General features: G+C 73.2%; 15 protein-coding genes and 1 pseudogene. 12 read left to right on the top strand and 4 right to left on the bottom strand.

The features are described 5' to 3' along the window. Positions 1-88: 88 nt before the first annotated feature. Together ACXKR8_RS13225 and ACXKR8_RS13220 are read left to right on the top strand one after the other, a co-directional pair. Positions 89-1,153, top strand: a complete 1,065-nt coding sequence (locus ACXKR8_RS13225) for a C40 family peptidase (protein WP_458273101.1) — start codon at positions 89-91, stop codon at positions 1,151-1,153. 41 nt (positions 1,154-1,194) lie between these two features. Next, positions 1,195-2,550 carry a hypothetical protein gene (locus ACXKR8_RS13220; RefSeq protein WP_458273100.1) on the top strand — a complete coding sequence of 452 codons (1,356 nt, stop codon included), beginning with the start codon at positions 1,195-1,197 and terminating at the stop codon, positions 2,548-2,550. 14 nt (positions 2,551-2,564) lie between these two features. Here ACXKR8_RS13220 and ACXKR8_RS13215 read toward each other — a convergent pair whose 3' ends face one another. Next, complete coding sequence (locus ACXKR8_RS13215; RefSeq protein WP_458273099.1) at positions 2,565-3,947, bottom strand: glycosyltransferase 87 family protein; 1,383 nt, start codon at positions 3,945-3,947, stop codon at positions 2,565-2,567. On the opposite strand from ACXKR8_RS13215, the pseudogene ACXKR8_RS13210 reads away from it, so the two are divergent. After that, a pseudogene (locus ACXKR8_RS13210) lies at positions 3,946-5,101 on the top strand (glycosyltransferase family 4 protein). The gene ACXKR8_RS13215 and the pseudogene ACXKR8_RS13210 overlap by 2 nt on opposite strands. A gap of 7 nt (positions 5,102-5,108) precedes the next feature. On the opposite strand, the gene ACXKR8_RS13205 reads toward ACXKR8_RS13210, so the two are convergent. Then, complete coding sequence (locus ACXKR8_RS13205; protein ID WP_458273097.1) at positions 5,109-6,902, bottom strand: AMP-dependent synthetase/ligase; 1,794 nt, start codon at positions 6,900-6,902, stop codon at positions 5,109-5,111. Positions 6,903-7,079: 177 nt separating this feature from the next. Here ACXKR8_RS13205 and ACXKR8_RS13200 point away from each other — a divergent pair, with 177 nt between their 5' ends. From ACXKR8_RS13200 to ACXKR8_RS13175, 6 genes are all read left to right on the top strand, one after another. After that, positions 7,080-7,847, top strand: a complete 768-nt coding sequence (locus ACXKR8_RS13200) for a metallophosphoesterase family protein (RefSeq protein WP_458273096.1) — start codon at positions 7,080-7,082, stop codon at positions 7,845-7,847. Between the two features lie 50 nt (positions 7,848-7,897). After that, positions 7,898-8,356: an SRPBCC family protein gene (locus ACXKR8_RS13195; RefSeq protein WP_458273095.1), complete on the top strand. Its 459-nt coding sequence runs from the start codon at positions 7,898-7,900 to the stop codon at positions 8,354-8,356. Further along, positions 8,356-9,603, top strand: a complete 1,248-nt coding sequence (locus ACXKR8_RS13190) for an ArsA family ATPase (protein ID WP_458273094.1) — start codon at positions 8,356-8,358, stop codon at positions 9,601-9,603. Before ACXKR8_RS13195 ends, ACXKR8_RS13190 begins: the two co-directional genes overlap by 1 nt. Before the next feature lie 107 nt (positions 9,604-9,710). After that, positions 9,711-10,217, top strand: a complete 507-nt coding sequence (locus ACXKR8_RS13185) for a DUF5304 family protein (protein ID WP_458273093.1) — start codon at positions 9,711-9,713, stop codon at positions 10,215-10,217. A 179-nt stretch (positions 10,218-10,396) separates the two neighbouring features. After that, positions 10,397-11,338, top strand: a complete 942-nt coding sequence (locus ACXKR8_RS13180) for an ROK family glucokinase (RefSeq protein ID WP_458273092.1) — start codon at positions 10,397-10,399, stop codon at positions 11,336-11,338. Between the two features lie 99 nt (positions 11,339-11,437). Continuing rightward, entirely contained in the window at positions 11,438-12,196 is a 759-nt protein-coding gene (locus tag ACXKR8_RS13175) for an endonuclease/exonuclease/phosphatase family protein (protein ID WP_458273091.1), read from the top strand. Between the two features lie 17 nt (positions 12,197-12,213). Here ACXKR8_RS13175 and ACXKR8_RS13170 read toward each other — a convergent pair whose 3' ends face one another. Further along, complete coding sequence (locus ACXKR8_RS13170) at positions 12,214-12,780, bottom strand: hypothetical protein (RefSeq protein ID WP_458273090.1); 567 nt, start codon at positions 12,778-12,780, stop codon at positions 12,214-12,216. Positions 12,781-12,785: 5 nt separating this feature from the next. After that, complete coding sequence (locus ACXKR8_RS13165; protein WP_458273089.1) at positions 12,786-13,544, bottom strand: alpha/beta hydrolase; 759 nt, start codon at positions 13,542-13,544, stop codon at positions 12,786-12,788. 155 nt (positions 13,545-13,699) lie between these two features. Here ACXKR8_RS13165 and ACXKR8_RS13160 point away from each other — a divergent pair, with 155 nt between their 5' ends. Genes ACXKR8_RS13160 through ACXKR8_RS13150 form a run of 3 tightly spaced genes read left to right on the top strand, consistent with a single transcriptional unit; the run spans position 13,700 to position 16,353 of the window. Continuing rightward, complete coding sequence (locus ACXKR8_RS13160; protein WP_458273088.1) at positions 13,700-14,410, top strand: lysophospholipid acyltransferase family protein; 711 nt, start codon at positions 13,700-13,702, stop codon at positions 14,408-14,410. Positions 14,411-14,425: 15 nt separating this feature from the next. Continuing rightward, on the top strand, positions 14,426-15,676 hold the full coding sequence (macS, locus tag ACXKR8_RS13155; RefSeq protein ID WP_458273087.1) for a MacS family sensor histidine kinase: 1,251 nt from the start codon (positions 14,426-14,428) through the stop codon (positions 15,674-15,676). 29 nt (positions 15,677-15,705) lie between these two features. Next, positions 15,706-16,353: a response regulator gene (locus tag ACXKR8_RS13150; RefSeq protein WP_458274972.1), complete on the top strand. Its 648-nt coding sequence runs from the start codon at positions 15,706-15,708 to the stop codon at positions 16,351-16,353. Positions 16,354-16,399 lie beyond the last annotated feature (46 nt).

The following is a 16,399-nucleotide window of genomic DNA, read 5'->3' as shown; positions in this document are numbered from 1 at the left end:
GGGCCGACGCAGCCGGCGTCGCGCGGGCAGGACCGGCACCGGACGAATGGAGTTCGCCCTCGTGGCGTCCCACCGACGTGCCCGACCCATGGGCCAGCACTCCGCAGTCGCCGCGCTCTCCCGGACCGCGGTGACCGTCGCGGCGGCCACCGCCGCGGTCCTGGCCGGCGGCGGCAGCGCCCTGGCCGAACCCACCCCCGGCGCGCGGACCGCCCCCGCCACCGCGGACGAGGTACGGCAGCAGGTGCAGAGCCTCTACGCCCAGGCCGAGGTCGCCGGACAGCAGTACGACGGGGCCAGGGAGCAGCAGCGCGCGCTGCTCCGCACCTCCGCCCTGCTGCAGCAGCGGGTCGCCGCCGAGCAGCAGCGGATCAACACCATGGTCGGCACGATGGGCCAGGTCGCCGGCGCCCAGTACCGGCAGGGCGGCGGGATCGACCCGCTGGTGCGGCTGCTGCTCGACGCCCACCCGGACCAGTTCCTGGCCCAGGCCGGCAGCGTGGACGAGCTGGACGCCGCGACCGCGCAGCGGCTGCAGCTGCTGCAGGACGACCAGCGGCAGCTGGGCCAGGACCGGGCCCAGGCGGTCTCCCAGCTGGCCCAGCTGGAGGCGCTGCGGCAGTCCATCGCGGGCAGCAAGGCCCAGGTGCAGCGGCAGCTCAGCCACGCCAGGGCGCTGCTCGCCGGGCTCTCCGCCCCGCAGCGCACCGCCCTGCGGCACAGCGAGGCCGCGGTGGCCGACGCCGCCGCGCAGGCCGCGGCCCAGGCCGCGGACACCGTCCTGCCGCCGGACCAGGGCCCCGCGTCCAGCCGGGCGGCGATCGCCCTCGCCGCCGCCCGCAGCGCCCTGGGCAGGCCCTATGTCTACGGGGCGACCGGGCCCGACGCCTTCGACTGCTCCGGGCTGATGTACTGGTCCTGGCAGCACGCCGGGGTGCACCTGCCGCGCACCTCGCAGGGGCAGATGTACGCGGGCCGGCAGATCCCGCTGTCCCAGGCCCGACCTGGAGATCTTGTGATCTACTACAGCGATCGCCACCACGTCGGCATGTACGCCGGCAACGGCATGGTGATCCACGCGCCCTACCCCGGCGCGAGGGTCCGCTACGAGCCGGTGAACACGATGCCGGTGGCAGGTGTGGTCCGGATCTGACCCCCCTCGGATCCGCAGGAGTTGTCGCAGGGAGTGCGGTGATGGCGACAGGCAGGAGAGCCGTCCTGGCGGGCGGCGCCGCGCTGCTCGCCGCGGGCGGCCTCGGCGGTGCGGCCTGGCACGACCGCCACCGCCGTGCCGATGACGCCGAGCCGGCCGCCGACGCCTCCACCGCCCCCGCGACCGCCGGCACCGACCGGGCCAACCAGGCCGGCAGCGCCGAGGCGGCGGTGCGGCAGGGCATCCAGCAGGCCCTGGACCGCCGCGCGGCCGCCGTCCTGGCCAGGGACCAGACGGCGCTGGCCGGCACCCTGCTCCCGGCCGCCCAGGCGCTGCGGGACAGCCAGGCCGCGATGCTGGCGAACCTGGCCCAGGTGCCGCTGGCGAGCTGGACCTACCGGGTGCAGCAGCTGGACGCCTTCCCGCTGCCGCCGACCATGCCCCCGAGCGAGCGCCGCGCGGTCGCGGTGCAGTTCGGCTACCGGCTCTCCGGCTTCGACTCCGACCCGGTCACCGCCACCCAGTACCTGACCTTCACCCGGCAGGACGGCGCGGGCGCCGGCGGCGACTGGCTGCTCAGCTCCGACAGCGACCACCCCGGCGGCGCGGTCCAGCTCTGGGACCTCGGCCCGGTCAGCGTGGTGCACGGCCGCAGCTGCCTGGTGCTGGGCCTGCGCGGGCAGGACACGCTGCAATCCATCGCCGACGAGGCGGACCGCGCCGTACCGGCCGTCAGCGCCCTCTGGGGCACCGGCTGGGGCGGCCGCACGGTGCTGCTGGCGCCGCTGGGCGCGGACCAGTTCGGCCGGCTGCTCGGCGTGGACCCGCTCGGCTACAGCTCCATCGCCGCCGTCACCACCGGCGAGCTGGGCCCGTCCGAGGCCGCCAGGACCGAGCGGATCACCGTCAACCCGCAGGTCTGGGACAGCCTCAACGCGCTCGGCCGACGGGTCGTCACCACCCACGAGACCACCCACGTCGCCACCCGGGCGATCACCGAGCAGTGGACCCCGCGCTGGCTCTCCGAGGGCGCCGCCAACTGGACCGGCTACCTCGGCACCGGCCGGACGCCCCGTCAGATCGCCCCCGAGCTGCTGGCCGACCTCGGCAAGGGCCTGATTCCGCTCGCGCTGCCGGCCGACGCCGCCTTCGACGGCTCGGCGACCGGGCTGCCGCAGGCGTACGAGCAGGCCTGGTTCGCCTGCCGCAGCGTGGTGCTGCGGCACGGGCAGCCGCGGCTGGTCGCCCTCTACGCCGCGGTCGCGGCGGCCGGGGGCGGCAAGGGCCAGGAGACCGCGGTGAACACCGGGCTGCGCCGGGCCATCGGCATCGGCCTCACCGACTTCACCAAGCAGTGGCGCCAGGACCTGCTCACCGCGGCCAAGTCCAAGACCTGACGTCGGAGAACCGACTACACCGTCTCCCGCCAGAGCCTGCGGCAGGACACCACCGCGGCGGCGGCCAGCAGCAGGTCCCTGGTGCACAGGACCGCGACGCCCAGCGGCCGGAAGGCCGTCAGTTCGCCGAAGAGCAGCGGGAACTCCAGGTAGGTGAACAGGGCCGCCGCCGCGATCAGCCAGGCGGTCGGCCGCTGGGTGGTCCGCCGCGAGGTCAGGCAGACCGCCGCCGCGCCGATCAGCCAGACCAGGTACTGCGGGCTGATCACCCGGCTGGTGACGGTGAACAGCAGCAGCGCCGCCAGCGCCGCGTCGAACGGGGTGGCCGCGGTCCAGCGCCGGGCCCTGACCCGCCACAGCAGCAGCCAGCCGAAGCCGGCCAGGCTGCTGAGCACCATCAGCTGCCCGACCGTCCGCACGCCGGTGCCGAGGAACTCGGTGGAGCCGTAGTGCATCTCGGCCTGCCCGGCCCAGCCGAACAGGTGCGCGGCGTAGAAGGGCAGCGCGCCCAGCGACTCCACCTCCACGCCCCGGTCCTCCTGGAAGCCGAGGAAGGAGAAGGCGCCGACCATGGTCACCGCGCAGCAGAAGCAGACCGCCAGCGCGGACACCGCCGCGGCGGTCCAGGCGTCCCTGGTCCTGGGCCCGCGCGGGGTGCCGAGCACGGTCAGGGCCGGCCACACCTTCAGCAGCGCGCCGAGGCCGGCCAGCACCCCGCCCAGCCGCGGCCTGGCCCGGACCGCCAGCAGTCCGGTCACCGCGACGGCCGTCACCACCAGGTCGAACCGGCAGTAGGCGGTCGGCCCCAGCAGCGGCACCGCCGCCGCCCAGAGCCAGGCCCCGGCCAGCGGCCCGCCACGGCGGGAGGCCCGCAGCAGCAGGGCCAGCACCAGCGCGTCGCACACCCCGACCAGCACCAGGAAGCCGGTGAAGTACGACCACGGCAGCCAGCTCGGGACCAGCATCACCAGCGCCGCCAGCGGCGGGTACTGCCAGGTCACGTCGTCCAGCGGGAAGGTGCCGGTGGCCAGCAGCTGGGCCCAGCCCTGGTAGATCACCTTGACGTCGCTGCTGACGTCCTGACGGGCGAACGGCAGCAGTCCGAGCACCGCCGCCAGCAGCAGCGCACGTCCCGCTGTCCAGACCGCGACCGGGCCGGCCCAGGCCCGCCGGGCGTAGCGGGGGTCCGCCCGCGGCGGCGTCCTGGTCGGGTCGGGCCGGGGGGCCGGCGCGGTGGACCGGGGGAGCAGCGAAAGCAGAGTACTGATGGAGTCCTCACCCGGGACGGGAGGTGAACAGGGCGCGCCAGCAGGGAGGCTGATACCCGTGCGGCTGCCGCACTGGCCTATCGTACTGAGCAAGTACCGCCGCACCGAGGACGCCGGACCGAGGCTCATGAACAAGACGCTCATCGTCACCAACGACTTTCCGCCCCGGCCCGGAGGGATCCAGACCTTCGTGCACAACATGGCGGTGCGGATGCCCGCCGAGCAGATCGTGGTCTACGCCTCGACCTGGCACGGGGGCGACAGCGGCGACCGCAGGAACGGCGGCGAGGTGGCGCGGTTCGACGCCGAGCAGCCGTTCCAGGTGATCCGCGACCGGACCACGATGCTGCTTGCCCACCCCCCGGGTCACCCGGCGCGCCGCCGAGATCCTGACGGCGGAGGGCTGCGGCTCGGTCTGGTTCGGCGCGGCGGCCCCGCTCGGGCTGATGGCGCCGGCGCTGCGGAAGGCCGGGGCCGAGCGGCTGCTCGGCATGACGCACGGTCATGAGGCGGCCTGGGCCCAGCTCCCGGCCTCCCGGCAGCTGCTGCGCCGGATCGGCGCGGGCACCGACACCCTCACTTACCTGGGCGAGTACACCCGCTCCAGGATCGCCGCCGCGATCGGCCCGGCGGCGGCGGCGCGGATGGCGCAGGTCCCGCCGGGGGTGGACGAGAAGGCCTTCCACCCGGACTCCGGCGGCGCCGAGGTACGGGCCCGGCTGGGCCTCAGCTCACGTCCGGTGATCGTCTGCGTGTCCCGGCTGGTGCCGCGGAAGGGGCAGGACACGCTGATCCGGGCGATGCCCGCGGTGCTGGCCGCCGAGCCGGACACGGTGCTGCTGATCGTCGGCGACGGGCCCTACCGGGCGGATCTGGAGAAGCTGGCCGGGGAGACCGGGGTGGCCACCTCGGTGCGCTTCACCGGCGCGGTGCCCTTCGCCGAACTCCCGGCCCACTACGGCGCGGGCGACGTCTACGCCATGCCCTGCCGCACCCGCCGCGGCGGCCTGGACGTGGAGGGCCTGGGCATCGTCTACCTGGAGGCCTCCGCGACCGGCCTCCCGGTGGTGGCCGGCGACTCCGGCGGCGCCCCGGACGCCGTCCTGGAGGGCGAGACCGGCTATGTCGTCCCCGGCCGCGACCTGGACCAGCTGACCGACCGCCTGGTCACCCTGCTCCAGGACCCGGCCCTGCGCGAACGCCTCGGCTCCCGCGGCCGCGCCTGGGTCGAACAGTCCTGGCGCTGGGACCTCCTCGCCACCCGCCTCGCCGCCCTGCTCTGACAGCTGCTCAGCCGCCGTAGAGGGCTTCGATCTCGGTGGCGTAGTCCTTCATCACGACCGAGCGCTTGAGCTTCAGGGACGGGGTGAGGTGGCCCGAGTCCTCGGTGAGGACGGTGTCGAGGATGTGGAACTTCTTCACCGCCTCCGCGTGCGAGACCGCGGCGTTGCCGTCGTCGATCGCGGACTGGACCGCGCCGAGCAGGTTGGAGTCCTGGAGCAGGTCGGTGACAGTGGCCCCGTCCGGCTTGCCGTTGAGCTTCTTCCAGGTGGGGAAGAACTCCGGGTCGATGGTGACCAGGCAGGCGATGAAGGGCTTGCGGTCGCCGACCACCATGCACTCGCCGATCAGCGGGTGGGCCCGGATCCGGTCCTCGATCACGGCCGGGGCGACGTTCTTGCCGCCGGCCGTGACGATGATCTCCTTCTTGCGGCCGGTGATGGTCAGGAAGCCGTCCGCGTCCAGTGACCCCAGGTCGCCGGTGGAGAACCAGCCGTCCTGCAGCGCCTCGGCGCTGGCCTCCGGGTTCTGCCAGTAGCCGGTGAACACCTGCGGGCCCTTGAGCAGCACCTCGCCGTCGTCCGCGATCCGGAACGAGGAGCCGGGGACGGGCCGGCCGACGCTGCCGATCCGGGGCTTGTCGTAGGGGTTGACCGCGATCGCGGCGCAGGTCTCGGTCAGGCCGTAGCCCTCCAGGACGGTGAAGCCGATGCCCCGGTAGAAGTGGCCGAGCCGCTCGCCCAGCGGCGCGCCGCCGGAGATGGCGTGGGTAGCCCGGCCGCCCAGCGCCGCCCGCAGCTTGCGGTAGACCAGCGCGTCGAACAGCCTGTGCCGCAGCTTCAGGCCGAGCGACGCCCCGCCGGTGTCCAGCGCCTTGCTGTAGGAGATCGCCACGTCGGCGGCCCGGTCGAAGATCTTGCCCTTGCCCTCGCTCTGGGCCTTGGCCCGGGCCGAGTTGTAGACCTTCTCGAACACCCGGGGGACGCCGAGGATCAGCGTCGGCTGGAAGGCGCTGAGCTCGGCCACCACGTCCTTGATGTCCGGCAGGTGGCCGATCTTGATCGGCGCCAGCGCGGCCGAGACCTCGGCGATCCGGCCGAGTACGTGCGCCTCCGGCAGGAACAGCAGCACCGAGGACTCGCCGGTCCGGAACAGGGGCTCCAGCATGGCGACCACATTGCCCAGCTCGCCGAGGAAGTTGGCGTGGGTCAGCTGGCAGCCCTTGGGGCGGCCGGTGGTGCCCGAGGTGTAGACGATGGTGGCGACGGTGTCCGGGCCGAGCGCGGCCCGGCGCTCGTCCACGGTCGCGTCCGGCACGTCCAGGCCGCCGCGGGTGAGGTCCTGCAGCGCGCCGGCCTCGATCTGCCACAGCTGCTTCAGCTCCGGCAGCCGCTCCCTGACCTGCCCGATCAGCGCCTCGTGCCGGGGGAGTTCGGCGATGCAGGCGACCGCGCCGGAGTTGCCGAGGATCCACTCGACCTGCTCGGCCGAGGAGGTCTCGTAGACCGGGACGGTGACCGCGCCGGCGCACCAGATCGCGAAGTCCAGCAGGGTCCACTCGTAGCGGGTGCGGGACATCAGCGCGACCCGGTCGCCGGGGCCGACGCCGGAGGCGATCAGGCCCTTGGCGGCGGCGCGCACCTCGGCCAGGAACTGGACCGAGGTCAGATCCTCCCAGCGGCCGTCCACCTTGCGGCTGACCACCGCGACCGCGGGGTGCCGCTCGGCGTTGCGGTGGATCAGGTCGGAGAGGTTTGCGCCGTTCGGCACCTCGTAGAGAGCCGGAAGGCTGAACTCACGCAAGACTGCTCCTTGGTCTGCGACGCTGCGGGACGCCAGGACGTTACTTCCCAGTAGCATGACTGCGGTAGGGGTGGAAGTGAATGTGTCTCCTGTGTCACACCGCCTGCCGATACTCGAACCCTACGGCAGCGGGACAGTGACCCGCAGGTAAGGATGGCTGGTCGGTAGGGTGGGCCCATGCGGGTGCATGTGGTGAGCGACGTACACGGCAACAGCGAGGCGCTGGCACGGGCGGGGGACGGGGCGGACGCACTGCTCTGTCTCGGCGACCTGATCCTCTTCCTCGACTACGCGGACCACTCCCGCGGGATCTTCCCCGACCTGTTCGGCGCGGAGAACGCCAGCAGGATCGTGAAGCTGCGCAACGCCCGCCGCTTCGAGGAGGCCAGGGAGTTCTCCCGGCAGCTGTGGGCCTCGCTGGACGTGGACCGGGAGACCGCCACCGAGCAGGCGGTCCGGCGCCAGTACGCCGAGCTGTTCGCGGCCTTCCCCGACCCCACCTACGCCACCTACGGCAACGTCGACCTCCCGGGCCTGTGGCCCGACTTCGCCCGGGACGGCCTCACCGTGCTGGACGGCCAGGTGATCGAGCTGGGCGGACGCACCTTCGGTTTCGTCGGCGGCGGCCTGCCGTCCCGGATGCGCACCCCCTACGAGGTGGACGAGGAGACCTACGCCGCCAAGGTCGCCGCCCTCGGCAGCGTGGACGTGCTCTGCAGCCACATCCCGCCCGCCGTCCCCGACCTCACCTACGACACCGTGGCCCGCCGCTTCGAGCGCGGCAGCGAGGCGATCCTGGACGCGATCCACACCACCCGGCCGGGGCACGTGCTGTTCGGACATGTGCACCAGCCGCTGGCCCGGCGGATGCGGATCGGCCGCAGCGAGTGCGTCAACGTCGGGCACTTCCGTTCCACCGGCCGGCCATGGGTTCTCGAATGGTGAAACGGTAGCCTTCAGCAGTCAGCAGCAAGTCGAGACGCGGAGGCCACCCGATGGCGGAGCACACCAGGTCGAGCACCACGATCGACGCGACCCCGGAGCAGGTCATGGCGGTGATCGCGGACTTCGCCGCGTACCCCGCCTGGACCGGGGAGGTCAAGGAGATCGAGGTGCTCGGTGAGAGCGGCGGCCGTGCCGAGCAGGTGCGCCTCCTCCTGGACGCCGGGGCCATCAAGGACGAGCACGTCCTCGCCTACACCTGGGACGGCGACCACCAGGTCAGCTGGACCCTGGTGAAGAGCCAGATGCTGAAGTCGCTGGACGGCTCGTACACCCTGGTCCCGGCCACGTCCGGCGGCACCGAGGTGATCTACCAGCTGGCCGTGGACGTCAAGATCCCGATGCTGGGGATGATCAAGCGCAAGGCCGAGAAGGTCATCATCGACCGGGCCCTGGCCGGACTGAAGAAGCGGGTCGAGTCGCAGCAGACCGCCTCCGGCGCCGAGGCCTGATGACCGAGGCAGCGACCGGGCCGGCCGCCACCACGACCGCCGCGACTCCGGGCCGGCCCGCCGCCCGCGTGGTCCTGGTCAGCGGCGACGGCGGCAGCGGGCGTACCACCGTGGCCGCCGCGACCGCGCTGCGGGAGGCGGCCGAGGGCCGCCGCACCCTGCTGCTCGCCGCCGACGACCCGCACCGCACCCTCGACCGGCTGCTCGGCCTGGCCCTGGAGCCGGTGCCCAAGCAGGTGGAGGCCGGCTTCCACGCCGCCCGGCTGGACCCGCAGGAGGCGTTCCGCGACGCCGCCGCCCGGCTGCTGGGCCGGGCCAGACCGGTGTTCGACCTGCTCGGGGTGGACCCGTTGGAGCGCGACGAGCTCAGCGCCCTCCCCGGCGCGGTCCACCTCGCGCTGCTGGACGCGCTGCGCACGCACGGCGGCTCCGGGCAGTGGGAGGTCGTGGTGGTGGACGCGCCGCCGGTCGCCGAACTCCTCGCCGCGCTGGCCCTGCCCGAGCAGCTGGACCGCTACCTGGGCCGGCTGATCCCGGAGAACCGTCAGGCCGCCCGGGCACTGCGCCCGGTGCTGGCCGCGGTCGCCGGGGTGCCGATGCCGGGCGACTGGATCTTCGAGGCCCGCGGCTGGACCGCCGCCGAGCTGGCCGAGGTCCGCGCCGTCACCGACGCCCCCGGCACCACCGTCCGGCTGGTGGTCGACGCCCCGGCCGGACCGAACGGCGTGGCCGCGCTGCGCGGGGCCAGGGCCGGGCTGGCGCTGTACGGCCAGCGGGTGGAGTCGCTGCTGGTCAACCGGATCCTGCCGGACGGCGACGACCCCTTCCTCGGCGCACTGCACCGGGCCCAGCGGGAGCAGCTGGCCGCGCTGGCCGAGGAGTGGGACGCCCCGGTGCACGGGCTCGGCCACCTCGGCCACGAGCCGGCCGCGGACGCCGACCTCACCGCGCTGGCCGCCGCGTTCCCGGCGCTGGCCTGGGGCAGCCCGGTCGGCGACTGGCCGGTGCAGGACCTGCGGGACAGCGGCGAGCAGGTGCTGGTGTGGCGGATCCCGCTGCCCGGCGCCGAGCGCGCCGATCTCGACCTGGTCCGGCGCGGGGACGACCTGGTGCTCGGTGTCGGCGGCTACCGGCGCACACTGGTCCTGCCGTCCGCGCTGCGCCGCTGCACAGTGGCCGGCGCGGCCCTCCGCGACGGTGTGCTGAACCTGCGGTTCGCCCCCGATCCGCAGCTGTGGCCCCGCTGAACGCCCGTCCATGCCCCGTCCCATTGCCCCGTCGAGCCAGAACGCCGACGCTGCCCAGAGGTTGAGGTAGCGTCGGAGGCAACCCTTCGGAGAAGGAGCAGAGAATCATGACGACTGCCGACGACCGACACAACGAGGACGTCTGGGCCGAGGCTGTGGCCGAGGGCGGCACCAAGCCGCGCGGCGCCAGCGGCGAGGCCGGTGGCGACGCCGCCAAGAGCCTTCCCACCAGTACCGGCGCCAGCGCCGAGGCCGGCTCTGCTTCGGCCCTGGAGGAGACCCGGGCCAGGAACGAGGCCGTGGCGAACAAGCCCGCCGGCCCCGCCGACCTCTTCGGCCCGGAGCTGACCCCGCTGGTGGACGAGGTCCGCCGGTTCGCCACCTCGGTCGGTGAGAAAGTCACCGAGGCCTCCGCCTCCTTCAGCCGCGGGGACAGCATCGGCGCCCTGCAGGACCTCGCCGCCCCGCTCAGGGTCAAGCACCCCGAGGTCTACGGACACCTCATCGCCGCAGGTGGGGAGCTTATCGCCGCCTACCGTTCAGCGGTCGCCGCCTCCGAGAAGCGCTGGACCGCGGAGAAGCGCGGCTCCTCCGAGCAGATCGACCTGGACTGAGGGCCGGACCGGGGGCCGGACGAAGGAAGCGCTCTCATTCTTGGCTACGACTCCTGAAGGCTCGCTGACGTCACCCATCCACTCTGTCTTCGGCTAATGTACGCACAGGTGTGTACCCGGCCATGTCCGGGCGGGTACGGTACCGGCCAGCGGGGAAGCCAGCGGAGACTGAGGGACACATGGGACTGACCATCGGCGTCGACGTCGGGGGTACCAAGATCGCAGCCGGGGTCGTCGACGAGAACGGCCGGATTCTTGCGCGTACGCGGGTGCCCACGCCCGCCGACCCGCAGTGGGCCGTTGGCGCCATCGCGGACGCGGTCAAGGAGTTGCGGGCGCAGCACGAGGTCGTCGCGGTCGGTGTCGGCGCCCCCGGTTACATCGACCGGGAGCGCTCCACAGTCATCATGGCTCCCAACATCAACTGGGAGAACGAGCCGCTCAAGGCCCGGATCGAAGACCTGGTGCACCTCCCCACGGTCATCGAGAACGACGCCAACGCCGCTGCCTGGGGCGAGTTCCGCTTCGGTGCCGCGGTCCGGCACAACGACATGATCATGATCACCGTCGGCACCGGCATCGGCGGCGGCATCGTCCTGGACGGCCGGATGTACCGGGGCAGCTTCGGCGTGGCCGGCGAGATCGGCCACCTCAACATGGTCCCGGACGGCATCCCCTGCGGCTGCGGCTCCAAGGGCTGTTGGGAGCAGTACGCCTCGGGCCGCGCGCTGCGCCGCTACGGCCGTGAGCGGGCCGCGACCGAGGGCGTCCTCGGCAAGCGGCTGCTCGAACTGAACGAGGGCATCGCCGACACCATCACCGGCAGCCAGATCACCGAGGCCGCCGAGGAGGGCGACCCGCTCGCCCTGGAGGTCTACGACGAGCTGGCCGACTGGCTCGGGCGCGGCATGAGCGACCTGGCCTCGCTGTTCGATCCGGCCGTGTTCGTGCTCGGCGGCGGGGTCTCCGACTCCGGCAACCTGCTGCTCGACCCGGTCGCCAAGGCCTTCGAGAAGCATCTGATCGGCGGGGTGCACCGGCCGCGGGCCGAGGTCGTGCTGGCCTCCCTCGGCTCGGCCGCGGGCATCTCCGGCGCGGCGGACCTGGCCCGCCAGGTCTGATCGCTCTGATTACTTTGTGAAGCCCCTGTACGAAAGTCGTACAGGGGCTTCCGCATGCCGGACACTCCGCGGCGGCCCCTCGGTGCCAGACTTGCCGCCATGACGCCAGAACTCCCCGCCTCAGGACCGCGCCCCGACGGATCCGAGGTGGTCCGGCTGCTCAGCTACAACATCCGCTCGCTGCGGGACGACCGCAGGGCGCTGGCGCGGGTGGTCCGCGCCTGTGATCCGGACCTGGTCTGCGTCCAGGAGTCGCCGCGGTTCCTGTTCCCCCGGGGGCAGGCCAGGCTGCTGGCCCGGATGACCGGCCTGGTGGTGCTCTCCGGCGGGCCCAGCGCCTCCGGGCCGCTGCTGCTGGGCCGGGCGAGCGCGGTGCCGCTGTCGGTCCACGACCTGCTGCTGCCGCGCACCCCTGGGCTGCACCAGCGCGGGTTCGCGACCACCGTCGTACGGTTCGGGGCCGCCGCGCCGTTCTCGGTGACCAGCTGCCACCTCTCGCTGAACGCCGAGGAGCGCTACACCCAGTTCCAGGCCCTGCTGGAGCAGTTGGACCGGGTCGGCACCCCGCTCGGGGCGGTCGGCGGGGACTTCAACGAGCACCCGGACGGGCCGGGCTGGAAGCTGCTGGCGGACCGGCTGCAGGACGGCTGGGCCGCCGCGCCCTGGGGCTCGGAGTTCACCTCGGTCCCGAAGAACCCCTACCAGCGGATCGACGGGGTCTTCGCCACCTCCGGCATCGAGGTGCTGGCCTGCGGGGTGCCGGACGGCCTGCCCGGCGTGCGGGCCGCCGACCTGACCGCCGCGACGGACCATCTGCCGCTGCTGGCGGTGCTGCGGATCCCGGCTGCTACCTCATAGGCCGATCGACCGAATGGCTAGACCACGGCCCCGCGGTGCGGGTCGTCGTCCTGGTCGTCCTCGTCGTCGTCCTCCCGCAGCCGGGTGACCAGGGTGGCGGCGCCGCCGAGGAAGAAGGCGACGCCGAGCAACTCGCCCAGACCGCCGAGGGCGGGGAGGTAGCCGAGGGCCGAGACCAGGAGCATGGCGAGGCCGCCGACCACGGCGGCGATCGCCAGCCGGGTCACCGCCTCGGTCTTGGGGAGCGGGGGCGGCGGCGGGGGCACGAAGTGGTCCTCGTCCGGATCCTCCGCCGGGGTCCAGGCGCGCGGGTTGACCGGCGGGATGGCCTGGATCATCGGCAGCCGGATCAGCGGCGCCGGGGGAGCCGGCCGGGGCCGGGGCTGCGGAGAGAGGTCGGCGAGGTCCTCGGCGGCCGGCCAGGACCGGGCGTCGGCGTCCACCGGGGTGTCGAACCCGGCGACCAGCTGCGCGAACAGCTCGTCGTCCGAGGCGGCCGGGACCGGCGGGGCGGCCGACTCCGCCGAGGCCTCCTCGGGGGCCTCCGTGGTCGGCTCCTCGGGAACCTCAGGCAGATCCGCCATACCGCTCATCCCTCCGCGGCGGTGGTGAGCCGCCGTACGAAGTCGAGACTGCCGTCAAAGATCAGCTCGGCGTCGTGGTCCAGTGTCGCCACATGGAAACTGCGTTCGCACAGTTTTTCTTCCACATCCGTCGAGGAGATCCGGGAGAGCAGCAGCTGGCCGCTCGCCGGGGACACCACATGGTCCTGCGGGCTGCGGAACAGCAGCAGCGGCTGGGTGACCTGGGGCAGTTCGGTCTGCACCAGGCGGCTGAACCGGGCCATGGAGTACGCCGCGTGCAGCGGGGTGCGCGGGTAGGCGCCCTCCTCCACCCCGGGCTTGGCGATGTCGTTGGAGATCCCGGGCAGGCTCGGCACCAGGTGCCGGACCACCGGCAGCGCGCGGTGCGACTGTCCGGGCATCCGCACCAGCGGGTTCACCAGGACCAGCCCGGACACCGCCGCCCCCTTCTGCGCGGCCAGGTGCAGGGCCAGCGCGCCGCCCATGGAGAGGCCGAAGACGAAGACCTGGTCGCAGTCCTTCGCCAGCAGGTCGAACTCCCGCTCGACGGTGGCGTACCAGTCCTCCCAGCGGGTGACGTTCAGATCCTGCCACTGGGTGCCGTGCCCCGGCAGCAGCGGCAGCGAGACGCTCAGCCCCGCGCCCGCGGCGGCCTCGGCCCAGGGCCGCATCGAGACCGGCGAGCCGGTGAACCCGTGGCACACCAGGACTCCGACCGGCCCGCCGTGGTGGCGGTACGGTTCGGCACCGGGCATGAGCGGCATCTGCGGCTCCTTCGACTCGTACGGGGCCCGTCGGCTGCTGGGGACGGGTGGGGACGGGTGGGGTGCATCGTCCCATGCCCGCGCGGCAGCCGTACAGCTCACCTCCCGGCGAGCGGCTAAGGTTCTCGATGGTTCGGTTAATCTGGAGGCCAGGGTTGTTCTACCGAGTGATGAAGCTGATCGTCGCTCCACTGCTGAAGATCTTCTTCCGCCCGTGGGTCGAGGGGATGGACCACATCCCGGCACAAGGGCCTGCCATCCTGGCCAGCAACCACCTCTCCTTCTCCGACTCGTTCTTCCTCCCGGCGCTGATGCGGCGCCGGGTCACCTTCATCGCCAAGTCCGAGTACTTCACCGGAAAGGGTGTCAAGGGAAAGCTGACGGCGGCGTTCTTCAAGGGCGTCGGACAGCTCCCGGTGGACCGCTCCGGCGTCCGCGGCGCGGGTGAGGCGGCGATCCGCAGCGGCATCGCGGTGATCGAGCGCGGCGAGCTGTTCGGGGTCTACCCGGAGGGCACCCGCTCGCCCGACGGCAAGCTCTACCGGGGCAAGGTCGGCGGCGTCGCCAGGATCGCCCTGGCCACCGGGGCGCCGGTGATCCCGGTGGCGATGATCAACACCGAGAAGCTCCAGCCGCCCGGCCAGGTGATGCCCAACTTCGGGGTCAGGCCCGGCATCAGGATCGGCGCGCCGCTGGACTTCTCCCGTTACCACGGCATGGAGAACGACCGCTTCATCCTCCGCTCGGTGACCGACGAGGTCATGTACGAGATCATGCGGCTGTCCGGCCAGGAGTACGTGGACATCTACGCCACCGCCGCCAAGAAGCAGCAGCAGGAAGCCAAAAAGAAGCTGAAGGACACCTAGCCGGGGGGACTGGCCATGGGCACCAATGAACGCAGCGCGAGCGCGGTGTTCTCCGTGGAGCTGCCGCTGTGGCGGGCGGTCACGGCGTTCCGGCTGCTCACCCTGCTGTACGCGGTGGGCCGCTACGCCGTCGACTCCGACCGCTACGCCCATCCCGCCGCCGCCTGGGCCTACATGGCCGTGCTGGGGGTGTGGACCTTCGCCACCGTGCCGCAGTTCGCCAGCAAGGAGCGCTGCACCTGGTGGTGGCTCTACGCCGACCTGGTGCTGGTCGTCGTCGGCATCCTGCTCACCCGCGGCTTCGACGGCATCACTGATGTGGACGCGGGCGGGGTGACCATGCCGACGGTCCGGGCCGCGGCGACCGTGCTGGGCTTCTCGGTGATGGGCGGCTGGCGTCCGGCGGCCCTGGCCGGGCTGGTCATCGGCATCGCCAACATAGGCGAGCGGGGCCGGGTCACCTCCGCCAATGTGCACAACATCGTGCTGCTGATGCTGGCCGGCGTCGCCATCGGCTATGTGGTCCAGCTGGCCCGGGCCAGCGAGCAGACCCTGGCCAGGGCGCTGGAGATCCAGGGCGCCACCAGGGAGCGGGAGCGGCTGGCCCGCGACATCCACGACGGGGTGCTGCAGGTGCTGGCGATGGTCCAGCGGCGCGGCGCCGAGGTCGGCGGCGAGGCCGAGGAGATCGGCCGGATGGCGGGGGAGCAGGAGATCGCCCTGCGCGCGCTGATCGCCGAGGGCCTGGCGCCCAACCCCTCCTACGAGGCCCCGCGCCGCCCCTTGCACGAGCCCGAACCCGGCGTGCCGCAGGATCTGCGGGCGCTGCTCACCCCGCTGGCCGGGGCCCGGGTCACCGTGGCCGCGCCGGGCACCCCGGTGCTGCTGCCGGGCCGGGCGGCCAGCGAGCTGACCGCGGCGGTGGGCGCCGCGCTGGACAATGTGCGCCGGCACGCCGGGGAGGCGGCACAGACCTGGATCCTGGTCGAGGACGAGCCGGACGCGGTGGTGGTCAGCGTCCGCGACGACGGTCCCGGCTTCGCCGCCTCGCGGCTCGGCGAGGCGGAGCAGGAGGGGCGGCTCGGGGTCTCCCAGGCGATCAGGGGACGGCTGCGGGATCTCGGCGGCACCGCGGAGATCACCTCGGCGGCCGGGCAGGGCACCGAGGTCGAGCTGCGGGTGCCCCGGCCGCGCGAGGGCTCCGCCCGGACCAAGGCAGTGACCAGGGCGGCGAAGACCGGTCGGTCGAAGGAGAAGGCGAAGTGACGGACGATCAGAACGTCGGCATCCGGGTCATGGTGGTCGACGACCACCCGATGTGGCGGGAGGCGGTGGCCCGCGACCTCGCCGACGCCGGCTGCCGGGTGGTCGCCACCGCCGGGGACGGCCGGGAGGCGGTGCGCCGGGCCCCGGCCGCCGCCGCCCAGGTGGTCGTGCTCGACCTCAACCTGCCGGACCTGCCCGGGGTGGAGGTCTGCCGGCAGCTGATGGCGCAGGACCCGACCACCCGGGTGCTGGTCCTCTCCGCCAGCGGCGAGCACGCGGACGTGCTGGAGGCGGTCAAGTCGGGGGCCACCGGCTACCTGGTGAAGTCCGCCAGCCGGGAGGAACTGCTGGACGCGGTCCGCCGCACCGCGGTCGGCGACCCAGTGTTCACCCCGGGCCTGGCCGGCCTGGTGCTGGGCGAGTACCGTCGGCTGGCGGCCGAGCCCGCGCCGGCCGACTCCCGTACCCCGGCCGCCCCGCAGCTCACCGACCGGGAGACCGAGGTGCTGCGGCTGGTCGCCAAGGGGCTGTCCTACAAGCAGATCGCCGACCGGCTGGTGCTGTCGCACCGCACGGTCCAGAACCACGTCCAGAACACCCTGGGCAAACTCCAGCTGCACAACCGGGTGGAACTGGTCCGCTACGCCATCGAACGCGGCCTCGACGACGGCGCGTAGCACCCTGCGGCCCGCCGGCGCGTTCCGGCGCCGCACGCCCGGGTGC

This window comes from Streptacidiphilus sp. PAMC 29251 (assembly GCF_054208735.2).
The sequence above is the reverse complement of the archived record's forward strand: the minus strand, read 5'-3'. Positions and strand labels throughout refer to the sequence as shown.